This is a genomic window from Mycobacterium sp. OAS707, from assembly GCF_014873705.1.
In the GTDB taxonomy this organism is placed as follows: domain Bacteria; phylum Actinomycetota; class Actinomycetes; order Mycobacteriales; family Mycobacteriaceae; genus Mycobacterium.
Window position 1 is genome coordinate 1 of the sequence record NZ_JADBDS010000008.1, and the last position, 13295, is coordinate 13295.

Annotated in this window: 4 protein-coding genes; all 4 read right to left on the reverse strand. The window is 61.7% G+C overall.

Features of this window, described 5'->3' with window-relative positions; genetic code table 11:
• Positions 1-431: 431 nt before the first annotated feature.
• From GGC64_RS34490 to GGC64_RS34505, 4 genes are read right to left on the reverse strand one after another with little or no spacing between them, the layout of a single operon-like run.
• Positions 432-719, reverse strand: a complete 288-nt coding sequence (locus tag GGC64_RS34490) for a hypothetical protein (RefSeq protein ID WP_192727130.1) — start codon at positions 717-719, stop codon at positions 432-434.
• Between the two features lie 36 nt (positions 720-755).
• Positions 756-1280, reverse strand: coding sequence for a hypothetical protein (locus GGC64_RS34495; protein ID WP_192727131.1), 525 nt, complete (start codon positions 1278-1280; stop codon positions 756-758).
• A 48-nt stretch (positions 1281-1328) separates the two neighbouring features.
• A complete protein-coding gene (locus GGC64_RS34500; protein WP_192727132.1) occupies positions 1329-7775 on the reverse strand; it encodes a DEAD/DEAH box helicase in 6447 nt (2148 codons plus the stop codon).
• Positions 7768-13014 (reverse strand): RecQ family ATP-dependent DNA helicase, encoded by a 5247-nt coding sequence (locus GGC64_RS34505; RefSeq protein WP_370582496.1) that lies wholly within the window; start codon positions 13012-13014, stop codon positions 7768-7770. The genes GGC64_RS34500 and GGC64_RS34505 overlap by 8 nt, the downstream gene beginning before the upstream one ends.
• Positions 13015-13295: the final 281 nt, after the last annotated feature.

The following is a 13295-nucleotide window of genomic DNA, read 5'->3' on the forward strand; positions in this document are numbered from 1 at the left end:
CTCAGGTTGGTGGTGGCGAGCAGGCGGACCGCGCGGGAGCCCTGCAGGTCGCGGTTGAGCTCGAGCAGGTCGGTAGCCGACAGCTCCGCGTTGTCGTACACCTACGTCCCCATTCAGCGTCCGTCCGAAGGCCCCAACATAGGGCACGCCGACGACATCACCGGCGCCGCGGGGAGCCGTGTCGAAGGCGAATTTTCAATGTGCCCCCGTTTGCCCACCTCAGCGGTGTGAACGCGCTCCTGACATCTCACGATGGGAGATTGCAATGCGGGGCCTCTGTGAATTGTGTTGCAGGTGAGGCTTAGTAGCTGAGCGCCTGATGCGGCCCCGACGGGGGTGTTGACGTCGTTAAGGCGGCGAATGTCCATCGGAAGAGGTTGCGTGCCAAGGCCAGTCTGCCGATTAGGCTGTTCGGGCGGACTCACCGGGCATCATCTTCCCAATCTCTGCCGTGCCTTCTCCACCACGCCGTCGTCAAAAAGGTAGGGGTAGTTCAGCACGAGCTGTTCACTGGTCAGGTCGGGGCGGGGCGGCTCCATGAGATACGCCAGTTTGACGAACCCATCGCTGGGCTGGTCGGTATCCACGACCCGCTTCGTGGCCTCCACTGCTCCGTACTGTTTCACCATCTGAATAAAGCGGGTTGGGTTGTAGCCGAGCCGCTTTGACTCTTCGATCCCGGCGCTCAGGTCGGCCTCGAAACGCTCTGCATCTGTCACTTCATCATCACCTCGGTCAGCACGAGTCCGCACCCTCTATGCACAGTTGTCGCAGATTCCGGTTACTGGGAGCGTCACAAAGCAGGTTGGACAAACCCTCGGTGGCTCGTCGAGTTTCGCCTGCGCCTTTTTCCAATCCCACGCCGCTTTCGCCTTTGGCGTCAGCGTCGGCTCTCCGCCGCCAGGAGGAAGCGCTGCACCGAAAAAGCGATAGCATTCAAGCCGCGTCTTCGCCGCATGGTCATCTAATTGATCGAGGTCCAGTGTGCTCGCCTCACCGCCACCGGCAGACGCCGCATGCCGATAGCCCTCACCGACCGTTCCGTCTTCCTTCACGCAAAGTGCACTGAGTTGCGGCAATTCTTCGTTCAGGCAGTGGTTGATCACACGTTCGAGAAGGCTCCCGATCCAGTTCGTCAGGAGACCGTTGTGTCTGATGCCTGACTGCGCCTGGACTGTGTCACCGAGCTGCTTGTACGTGACGAAGCCGTTGTATTTCTTCGCCGCTTCTTTAAGCAGCGCTACGGCGTACGGCTCCCATGCATCTAACGCGGCGTTCATAGACACGAATGTGCCGTCTCTGTCATGCGGCATGCGACGTCCCCTCGGTTATCCCGACAGCTCTGTCAAAAACTTCGTAAGTGATGCGTCCTCGATCTCGATCGGCCGCTGCTCCGTGCCCGCATCGCTGTGGAGGCCCCAGCCCAATTTCGAGTGTTCCAATACAACGGTGTGATGGTCGTCTGTCCCGATCAGCATGCCGCGAGTCGACAACCACCGCCCGTGTTGGCGTGCCTCACCACGGCTCGGCTGGCGCAAGCCGGCACAGGCAGGGCAGAACTGCAAACCTTCGTACGTGCCGCGAACGCATTGCCGACAAAGGCGGATACCGCAGCAGCCACAAGCAACGACACCGCTTTCACACCGATCGCAGATTCTTCCAGAGCAATACAGGCACTGCGTAGCTGTACTCCCGAAATGGCCTTCGCGGTCAATCACACCCTCGCTCAAGACAAGTCCAGTGACGTCGTCGAAACGACGCGCGTCGGTTTGGCCGGGCAGCAGGTCTTTTTCGTATCTCCAAGTTTGGCCGCTTTCTACAGTGCCGACCTGCACCACGTGGGCTCCGATGTTGAGGTTTCGACGAGGGGTCATCGACCTGAATCGCTGCTCGAGCGTGTGACGAAAATCCGCCGCCAGCGCCGAAAGATCCGGCATTCGCACAGGCTCGCTCGGCAGCCATACGTTCAACGCCGTCTCGGTGTCGTTACGCAAGTCCCGATTGAATGCTGACGAGAACGAGCCCACCGGGTGGACTTGGAGCTCGGTGTTTACGGCGTTGGCGACAGTCGAGAGCCTCAGGCGCGTGGGATCGGTGCAAGGGCCCACGAAATCTGCGTCGCCCAAATCCATTGAACGTGCAAGCGCCGAAGCAGCGCACGCGTGCGGCGATGCGACGATGACGTGCCAGAAAGTGTCAGTGTCCTCTTGAACGCCCAGCGCGAGTGCCGAGGCCATGCCGACGACTGCGACTTCCGTGTTCCCGGCAGTGACTTTGGCGTGGACCGCTGGTGTCGGTGCCCAGCTGTCAAGTACCCAATCAGGCACGTCTTCCGCCGGTGCCCAGCCTTCTTCGGTTTCGCTCATTTCAGATCCGTCGAGACTTCGCTTACGTAGGCCCGACGAGACCACTGCTAAATCAGAGCCGGTGCGATGCCAAGCCAGCCTGAGTTCGTAGCTTTCCGGTCTCGGTACCGAGGCCAACATGTCAACAACTCGCTGAGGTACTGCTGCGACCGCCTGGGGTGTCTTCTCCATCACCGGGAAGGCGTCGCCGATCGTGTGAGCGAGATCGTTGACGGGCGTGCCAAAGGTCATCTCTGCGCGGCCACTCAACCCGAGTGCATCGGCGAACCACAGCGGTTGGTACGACCGTTGTGAATTCAGAAGAAGATGCGGCTCAGCAATTTTGGGCTCGGGGGCCAGCGACTCAGTGAAGGGCACGACCTGGGCCTTCAACGCCGCGCTGGCTGAGAGGCGCAGTCGGTAGGCGTCATCGATCTCGGCTCGGCCGAATGCCACCCATCTAGCGACGGATCCGTCCCGAATCAAGGCTTGTTCAATCGCTTCGCCCCGATCCAGGACAATCGATGTTGCGTTGGCGTCCGAACCGATCTGCACCGTGGCGCCGCTCAGCGCTAACTCTGGCGGTAACTGTCGCACCTGCGTCTCTGTGGCCGGCGTGAACGCAACGCAGGCGGGGCAGAGGTCGTCCGTCCTGCAGTTGGCGCACATCGCGCGGTCACAGATCTGGCAGCCTCGGACCTCGGGATCCCGACCGCATTCCGCACATGCGTGGTCGGCGCAGAGTACGCAAACTGTTTGTGATACTTGATGTTCTGCCATCCGGCAGCGGCGACAAACATCTGCCGAGCAGCTGGGACAACTCATCGTCGCCTGCTGTTCGACCTCATCGCAGGCGCGGCATGCCCACGTGCCGCAGGCTGCGCACAGCGCCGCCGTACCGACTCCGTAGAAATGGCCATCTCGGCAGACTCCGAAATCCGTCCCACGGAAGCCAACGTCGTCGAGTTTCGGAGCCACCGTTTCGGCGTCGAACGTCTGGTACACATGCGTGGCCGTCCCATGGCCGCGCCATTCCTCTCGCACTTCGAAGCCGTTGTACACAGCACAGGTAAACGACCGATTAGCGCGCCCTAGTAACGCCCGATTCAATTCCCCCGGAACCGAGCGATGGGTGCGGCGGCCGCCATCGAGGTTCGCGCTTACCGCGGCGAGACTCTCATCGTTGATCGGCGCTAGCTCGCTGTCTTCGTCAACGTCGACGATTTGCGCGATCGGATGGATGGTTCGCTGCCCGAGTTCACATTCAGATGGGGTCGGGAAGGGGCCCGCTAGCGTTGGATCTTCGTACTTTCTGTTGCCGATGCGGCCACCGGGCATCCCTCGGTTGAACAACAACTCGAACGATGCGAGTTCTCGGATGGCAGAGGAGCTTTCAGGTAATGCAAGCCACTCAAAGGTTTCGCCAAGGCTGCTTGCGATGTGCGCACTGATCAGGACTGCGTCGTTGCGTCGTCTTAACGTGACACGCACATCACCTAGCTCACCTTCGCCGAGTGTCGCATCATCGATCGACTGCTCCCGCCACCGCGTCGGCGCGACGCCCTGGTCGACCGTTGTCAAACTTCCGTCGTCAGCGACAACCGAAACTTGTTCTACGAGACCATCTGCCTCGAGGTACGTATCGACGAACTTCGCGCGACGAGTGACCAGGACAGCCGGCGATGCAGGCGGAGGATCTTCATCGCGGAGCCTATCCAACAATCTACCGAGAAGCATGTCCTGCTCGGCTATGACTGATGGTTCGGGCTGCTTCGGCAGTTCTCCCGCCGCGCGCGCGTCTATTGATTCGCCACCATCGTCAGCGACAGAGAGTTCCGTCGTGATTGTTGGGTGGCTGTGCAGCAGCAGTCTTTCGGTCTCGTTCGATGAGGGACGATCGGTGAGGTCTCGAAGCCCTAGGCCGCAGTCTGCAGGCAGGCCGTTGTGTAAGGCGTATGAGCGCACGGCGATTCGATGCGGATCGCTCACGTCTTCGTCCCGAACGACGAGCCGCGCAGTTTTTTCTCCCGGCAGGGTGATCTCCGACGCGCGACGACCAACGAGCAACATCGCTCCGCGGTTCATCCGCCACGCTTTGGCGTATTGCTTGTCTAGATCGGGAGCCCTCTCAGGTATGCCGCAGCGGAGGCACAACCCTCCGGTGCCGGTTCGACAGGCTCCGCAACATTGGACTTTGCAGATTGGGCAATCAGTGAGCGTCGCATTGTCACCGCATGCCCCACATAACTCGTCACCACACGACTCACACTGGACGATTTCCGTTGCATCGCTCCAATGCGAGCCAACGCAGAGGGCGAGCACATCGATGCTTCTCTGCGATGTTTCGCTCATGACGCTGGGAGGATGCTCGAGCCCCCATTCGTAAGTCAGTGTGCGCTCGACGCCCTTCGGGCCCGACCATGTCTCTTCGATGACCCAGTCGTTCTCGTCGAGGGTAATGGCAAGCAGCTTCGCCCGCGCTCGAACGTCTGGTGGACGAGTAAGCCGTCGCTCTTCGGACTGCAGTGCTCGCTGAAGCCGAGGCCTGTCCTCACGTGACGCCTCGGCGATCTGCGCCGTGTATCCGCTTTGTACCCTGCGCAATTCGCGGGCCTGCTGGTTCTCGATTTCCTTGGCGCGGTCGCGTCGCAGTGCCGCGAGCTGTCGTGCTGCTGCTTGTTCAAACTGGGTCACTACCTTGAACGGGTCACCGAACGCTGCCGGTAGCACTTCGCCGTCTTCGAGCGACCGCCTGGAAAGACGTGGCTGACTGGCCGGGTTGATCTCGGCGGTGATGACGTGCTCCGTGGTCTCAGCTTCACCGATGGTCGCTCGGAATGTCGCCTGTCCGTTCCACCTGCCCGAGGGGACGAGTCGGCGGCGAACAAGCGATGTATTCGCCGAATGGCGGTACGGCGTCGGTCCTATGTCATCGGGGATGATCGGCACCGACGCGTGAAGATCACCTCGCATCCGTAGCAGTCCGAGGAGCTCATCGAAAATGGGGGAGCCAACCGCGCAGAGTTCTGCGTCAGGATGGTGGTCGAGTCCATATCGGTCGAAGGCAAGGTGCATCAAGGTTCTGCCGCCGAGTTCGGCTTCGAATTCCTCATTGAACTGGACCGTCAGAAAGGCGCCGTCTCCTTCACCGGTGTCGTGCATGATGATTGCGCCAAGTGCGTGCAGCATTTCTCGTACCCAAGTCTGAACTCGTCGTTGGCGTCGTCTGGTTCGTTCGCTGACTTCTGGCAGTAGTTCGGCGCCACCCTCTTTCGTCAGCTCCTTGCGGTGCTCGAATGCCTCCGCCATCCAACTGCTCAGACCGCTGTCTGCCGCGATCATCGTCGACGCGCGTTGCCGCGCGTCGATCAGCTCGGCGCCCAGCTCCGTGAGTAGCCGTTCCATCTTGGTGTCGCTTTCGGCGAACAGCGCCTCCATGACGCGGGTCTCGAACGAGGCCGACTTCGAGTCGTCGAGTTCGCCGAGGATCGTAGTCACCTGTCCGAAGAGCAACTCGAACATTCGCAGCTTTTCTGCCAGTAGGCGGTACACCTGCTCGTCAATCGTGCTGCGAGCGTAAAGATTTGCCACGAATACTTCATCACAAGGCTGGGTCAAACGGTCAACACGTCCGATACGTTGCTCGATCCGCATCGGATTCCAGGGCAAGTCGTAATTGAGTACGCAGTTGCAGAACTGGAGGTTCTGCCCTTCAGCGCCTGCATCGGTCGAGATCATCACAGGCGCTTCGCCGGACCTGAATGCGGCGATGGTGGAAGCGCGTTCGGTCGCCGACATCGACCCGTGAAATGACCGCGCCCTGATTCCCTCGGCCTCCATCCGCCGTAGTAAACCGGTGACCGTATCGGTGTGTTGGGTGAAGATCAGGACCCTGCCGTGTTCTCGTAGCCAGCCATGAGCAATCTCTAGCGCCCTGTTCTCACGCGCAGATGCCTTGATGTCCATGGCCAGGTGACCGACTTCGTTGAGTACACGTCGAACACGTTCGTTGCTGTGGCGTTCCGCCATTCGCAGCGCTGTCGTCCCCATTGAGAAGGGGCTGGCGGTCAACCGCAGAGCGAGGCTGCGCCGCCGCATTGTGTCACCCGGGTCGCGCATGACGTTACGAAGCAAGTCGGTGCTGAGGGCGTAAAGCTCCTGCTCGCGGCTTCCGAGTGCAACCGGCACGTCGACAGCGCGACGGACGACACGGTCCACACCGGCCTGCGCCCGCGTTGTGCGGATCATGACGCTGCTGATGAGACGGCGCAGGGCCGCAGGGTCGGTGGGGGTCCGCTTGTCGTAGCCGGCCATGTACTGACGTTTGAAATCGCCCACTGAAGTGAAGGTGCCTGGCCGCAACAGTTCAACCAGTCGGTACAACTCGAGCAAGTCATTCTGGACGGGCGTTGCAGTGAGAAAAAAGGCGTAACGACAAGCCGCGGTGAGGCCAGTGATCAGTTCGCGCCGCTTTCGTGCTCCTGCGCCCGCCGCGCGGTGTGCTTCGTCGACAATGACTATGTCCCAAGGCTTCTTGGTCAGCTTGTCCATCTGCTGGGCAGCCAGTTGGAGGCTCAGAATCAGTTTGTCTTGAGACGCCACCACCTCCGCTCCGCGGTATGCGACGTCGAAGGTGAGGTCGAACTTGTGCGCCATCTCTTCGCGCCACTGGTCGCGCAGCGGCGCAGGACACAGGATGAGGACGCGCTTGGCCAGTCCGCGCAGCGCCAGTTCTTTGACGGCAAGTCCCGCCTCGATCGTCTTACCAAGGCCGACTTCGTCGGCAAGGATCGCACGGCCACGCAAGCGAGATAGCGCGTGACGCGCGACGGCCTCCTGGTGTGGCATGCGGTCGACATTGGCGACGTCGACAGCGAGGAGTTCCTCGAAGTCGTCGAGCGTGGCGAGCTCTTCACCCTGCAGTCGGAGTTCGACGATGTCCAGCGGATCGAAGCCCGCGGCTTTGAGTTGGTCCCCGACGAGATTGCGGGCTTCCGTGAGGAATCCGATCTTCGGGCTGTCTGCCGTGTCCCAGTCGTATTCCTTATCGGGGTGGAACTGTCGGTCCACAGTCGCGCGGCGACGCGCCTTCTTGGCAGCCGGTGTTTGGGACAGCCGCCGCGGAGGAGGTGGGGTGTGGGTGACCTGCAATGGAGTTCCGGGCGGAAGCAGTGTGAGGCGGTACGTCTGGTCGACGAGACGCAAACGCAGTAGGCCGCCGTCCTGACCGTAATCTTGCAGTCGTTCTGTCAGGAGGTCGCCGCTGAGCTGACGGCTCCGGCCGCTCCACTGAGCGTGGAAGGTCTCGCCTTCCAACTCGACGTCGATAGTGCTGCTGTGTTCAGGAAGCTGCAAACTCTCGCGCTCGAGCGTCGTGAGAACCAGTTCGCCGGCGTCGAGTAGTTGATGTGTGATTCGTTTCTCAATCATGTTCCGCCATCTGAATTCCGAGCGTTTGGGCGCCGAGTGGTGTCAGGGCTAGGGATCGGTACGGTGTGTAGCTTTCACGCGTGACCGTCTTCCTCTCAACCAAGTTCTTCGCTAGCAACGCCGTTAGGGCGTCGTTCCAACGCCTTTCGCCATTACGTAGGTGCCGAAGGGCGCCGAACTGAGGGCAACTGAGGACGCCCATCCCGAGTGGACGTCCGGGGCCAAGGGACTCCTTGCCGAGCACTGCGGCGCGCAGACTGGCTTCGCCGTAGGCTCCGCTCTTGAACTTCGACGACCAGGCGACAGCCTGTAGCACGGTGAGCTCCGCGTTGATCAGGAGTTCAGGATCGGCGACGAGGTGATCTGGCAGCGACGCCCATGGCGCAGGCTGACCGTCACAGACATCGCACGCAACGATGTCCCGCTCGATGCAGCTTGCGACGTCGTCGCCAAAATGCTTGCCAACAGTGACGCGACGGCATACTGACGTGCCGATCGCATAATCGATCATCGCGTCTAGGCGGCGAAGCTGCCACGTTCGCCAACGCAGCGAGGCATCCGTCATCTCGTCCGCGGGCGCGGCCGTTCTCAACAAACGGACGCGGCGTAGTCGTCGAGAACTCGAGAAGGTGATCAGGCGGTCCAGCGACCAGTCGATCAGGCGGCGCTCGAGATCGTCAGAGTTGTAACCGCGTTCATCCTGAAGCTGCTTGAAGTCGATCTGCATCCGCACGCTGGGTCGCGCCCGATGATCCTTATAGAACAGTTCCCTGAAGAGTCGCCGTTCGTCTTCGCCTTCCGGCTCACGGAAGCCAACGTCGACCATCCCCCGCGCTGAACAGTCGAGCCCCTGCTCGAGCACACCCACCCGCTCCAATTGTGCAAGTTGAACATTGAGCTCATCGTCGTCGACCCCGAGTGAGTCTGCGAGTTCGTCCATGTCGAATACGCGGCTGTCACCGCGCTCGGGACATGTCCACAATGCTGCCAAGAGCCGCTGCGCTAACTCAACGTCTGTCTTCGCATCATGGGCTTTGATCAGTGCCTGCCGCCGTTTTACGTCATGCCATGTGTAGAGCAGCACGCAGTCACCGGTGAGATCGCGGCGACGGGCAGCACGCCCCGCCTCCTGCGCATAGCCGTCGAGGGAATCGGGCAAGTCATAGTGGACGACCCATCCGATGTTCGGTTTGTTTATCCCCATGCCGAATGCCTTGGTCGCGACGATGATTCGCGTGGTGTCTGAGTCGAAGTCTTCCTGGACTGCCTCACGCTGCTCCGGAACCATGCCTGCGTGGTAGGCCCTGGCGGCGTGCCCAGCGTGGCGGAGCAGTGCTGCGATCTCCTCGGCCAGCATCCGTTTGGATACATACACGATGCCTGGAGACGAGTTCGCCCATGTGACGAATCGCAGCAGTTCGCGGTCGCGCTCCTTGTTGTCGCGGCATTCGATGACACGGAACCTGAGATTCGGCCGGTCGCTCGGCTCACGCGTCACCGAGGGGTCTTGCATCTGTAGCGAGTCGCTGATGTCCATTTCGACTTCAGGCGTGGCGGTGGCGGTGAGTCCGCCGCGAGCGGGCCGGGTGTCGAACGTGGCCACCGAGGCGGGAACCTGGCGGAACTCGGGACGAAAATCGTGACCCCACACTGAAACGCAGTGCGCCTCATCGACAATGACGGCATTGAGCTGCTGGCGGCCCAGCGCGCCTCGCAGCACCGGGTCACGGGCGAGACGCTCGGGGGAGACGTACAGGATTCGGACACGGCCCTCCGCGGTGTCACGCAGGATCTCGGTCTGAACCACCCTGGAGGTCGATCCGGTAATGCCATGGACTGCGCGAATCCCGCGCCTACCGCGAAGATCATTGACTTGATCTCTGATCAGCGCTACCAACGGTGAAACCACCACGGTGGCGCGCGCCTCTGCAGCCAACAACGCAGGCAACTGAAAACACAGAGACTTGCCGAAACCTGTTGGGAGAACAGCAAGGAAGTCTCGCCCCTCGACGAAGGATTTCATGACTTCCAGCTGCTTCTGGTGCAGGTTGGTGATTCCGAAGACCTTTTCGGCAGCTTCGATGAGTTTGGCCGTCGGATCCTCGCCTGCTACGAGACGTAGGTTCTCCAGTAGTTGGGTGACATCGTCGCGTCCGACTGATATAGCGGTCGCCAGATCAGGCGGTGAACCCGTCACGAACTCGATCGCCCGCGTCCACGCGTCGTCGCGGTCGAACGCTTCGTGGATTGTGGGATCCGGAAGGGAGCCTAGGATCACTCGCTGCGCCTGTGTGGGTGAGTGCAGGCGCCGGTCGCACACCAGTGCTGCGCCTTTATCTGTCTCGGAGCGAATGAGTCGCCCGAAGCCCTGTGTGAACTGCATCGCCGTCATCGGCAACACGTACTCGAGGAACGGATCGCCACCGCGTTCGGCGATTGCACGTTGCCTCGCGGCGACAAGGGGATCGTCTGGATGGGGGTAGGGGGGCTTCTCGATGAAGAGATATGACAAAGTTTCGCCGGGAGCATCGAAACCCTCCCAGTACGAACGCAATCCGTACAGGACGGTTCCAGGGTCGGATCGAAATCGGTTGGAGATTTGCGAGCGCCCGAGCTCACCCTGGACCAAGAGCTGCACGCCGCGCTGCGCGAGTTCGAGGGCGTGCACTCTCACGCTGTCGGCGACCGCCTCCATCCGCTTTCTGGCAGCGAAGAGAGTGAGGGCTTTGCCGCCGGAGAGGGATAGGAAGCCGACTTGGTCGGCGGCCATCTCTTCGCAGAACTCGCGTTCGTTCTCGGGAATCGGAACCGGAAGGTGGTTGGTGAGGATCACGAGTGATCGCTTCGAATAGTCGAACGGTGAACGAAGTCTGATCGCGCGGAAGCCGTCGTTGCCTGGCTCGGAACCGATCTGGACGCCAAGGCGTGAGGCGATGTAGTCGAAGCGTTGCTGCACGGTGAGCGTCGCCGAGGTCAGCAATGCCGAGTGGGTGCGGTCGACGATGTGTTGCTGAAACTCTGGGAAGACGTGGATGGGTATGCGTTCGTATGTCCAGGCGGCGGGATCGTCTTCTTCTGTCGCGAGGCGATAAAGCCAGCGGTGACTGTCGGGGAGATCGCCCACGGTGCCGAGCAGGGTGATCGCGTTGTCGAGTCGTTCGGAGTATCCGCGTAGTCGCTGCTTGGCGGAGCTCACGCCACTTGCGCCGGTGAGGGCTTGGCCCAATGTGGTGACAGCCTTGGCGAGCTGGATCAACCAATAGCGCGTTTGCGATGCCGTTTGGTGCAGCGCCCGGAACTCAGGCCGGTTGTTGACCACGCCGGCGCTGAGAACGACCGAATCCTGCTTACCGGAGTACTCATGTAGGTATGTCTTGATCGCGTTTGTCAGCTCGCCCCCCGCGGAGCGCACGCTGGAGAGAGCGGTCGTCAGCGCGGGGCGAACCTCGCCATACGCCGAGCCCGCCTTCGATCCGATGGTGCGCATCAACCGAGAACGCGGCGAGAGAGTGTTGACCAGGATCTCGAGTTCTAGGGCGTCGATCTGCTCGGTCCAGGCGCTCGTCAATGAATCTTCGAGGGCGTGCGCTTCGTCGAAGACGAGGTCGGCGCGCTCGTCTTTGAGGACATTGCCTGGAGCATGTCCACTGCTCTGTTCGACCTTCACCCAGCTCGCGAGGAGGGCGTGGTTGATAGACACGACGCCGGGTGTTTTGTCGAGTCCGCGGAGCTGTTGCATGAGAGGGCAGGTGTGTGCCCAGGTGCACTGCGCCTTGTCGCAGCCGCCGGCGTTCGTTCGAAGGCGAGCCCGGGTGCGGGCGTAGCGGGTGTCGCGGAGTCGCACGACGTCGTCGGTGACATCGTCCCAGGCGCCGGTGGGCGCGGACGTGAGTGTGCGGATCGCGATAGCCAGAGCGAGCCCGGAGGATTCGTCGTCGCGCAACTGATCTTCAAGTTCGCGGGCGCAGACGTAATTGCTGACGCCTTGCACCTCACGGAACGGAGCCCTCAAGAGGCCCTCTTCTTGGAGGCGGGTGGCTTCGTTACGTAGCTGGCCCTGAAGTGCTTTGGTCGCGGTGGCGACGATGACGGGCTGACCGGGCCGGCTCGCGCGACCGAGTGCCGGCAGAAGATAGGCAAGAGACTTGCCGGTTCCGGTCGGTGCCTCCACGGCGATGCGGCCGCCATTGTCGAATACTTCTGCGACCGCGTGGGCCATCTCCCGCTGTGGCTGCCGAACGTGCCAGCCGCGCTTTTCCTCCAGCACCGGGAAGGCATCGCGGGTGGCTGACCATGCGTCAGTGACCGATGTTGATATTGGCAGCAATAGAGGGTCCGAATCGCGGCGGAGCACAGAGAGGTCGGGTGGTGACGACAACTCGGGCAGCAGCGTGACGAGTGGGTGATCGAAAGACTCCATCGCGGCGATGGCGAGCTGCCATCCCGGGTCCTCGGCATCGATTTCGTCGAGCAGCCTGCGTGTGACGTGGGCTGTCGCGAGTGCGTCGGGAACGGCTCGGTGTAGCTCTCCGCGGTCGACGTCGTGTGCGAGGCAGAGATCGGTGAGTGAACGGTTGGGCACAGCGACGTCGGTGAGCAGTGACAGGTGGAGTGTGTCGGCGCAGAGCGGGAAGCGCGGTGGATCGATACCTGCGCGCCTGGCCTCAGTTTCGAGGAAGGGCTTGTCGAAGCCGAGCAGGTTGTGACCGATGACGAGGTCGATGTCCGCTAGTTCGTGCTCGAGCTGGCGGACGGCGGATTCGAGCGGAACTCTGGGTTCGGTGGAGTCGGAGACAGGGAGCACAGCCCCCGCGGGCAGTTGCACGGGTGCGTGCATGAGGACGTGACCGTCTAGGCGGACGAGCGCGATCTCCCAGGTCGAGTCGGTGTGGCGGTCGAGTCCGGTGGTCTCGATATCGAGGACGGCCACGCGGTCGGGACGGACGCGTGGAAGTCGAGTTGGTCGGTACCAATCGGGGCGCTCGTCGGCCGGCAGGGTTTCTGGGGTGGGGTCGGAATCCTCGTGCGAGGCGATCTCCAGGAGGCCGTCGTCGGTCAATCGGAAGCGGCCGGGGAAGCGATCGGGCAGCTGCGCCAGTCGCTCAATCGCGGGACTGAAGCCTTCGGATCGGAGTCTGTCTCGAAGGTCGGCTGCAGGTAGTGGGCCGCGCTCGCCTAGCACTCGATGCGCCGCTTCCAGAGCGGGAGGTAACGGGGTACCTGGCTCCGTCAACTTCACCCCCGTAACAACAAGCTCAATAGCCGGCTAAGAGCGGCAATACGGCTGGGGCGCCACTGACCGTGTTAACCAACGAATTGCTATACCCATTGGAGGCCACCATACAAAGAGTCGACGACAGGCGGGACGAATTTGCTACGAGGCGGCTGCGCTTTGTTCGCGCGATCTTCGGCGCAGGTGGGGCGTGCGGGCGACGCCGCGGCTTTGTTCCATGGTGCCGAAGGCGGTGAAGCGTTTGACGCGTTGGGCGCAGCGCTGCTGGATGCGTTCGACTTCGTCGA

Bases quoted from the DNA above. Each gene is read 5' to 3' on its own strand.
- GGC64_RS34495 (WP_192727131.1), bottom strand. From the start codon at position 1,280: ATGAACGCCGCGTTAGATGCATGGGAGCCGTACGCCGTAGCGCTGCTT.
- GGC64_RS34500 (WP_192727132.1), bottom strand. From the start codon at position 7,775: ATGATTGAGAAACGAATCACACATCAACTACTCGACGCCGGCGAACTG.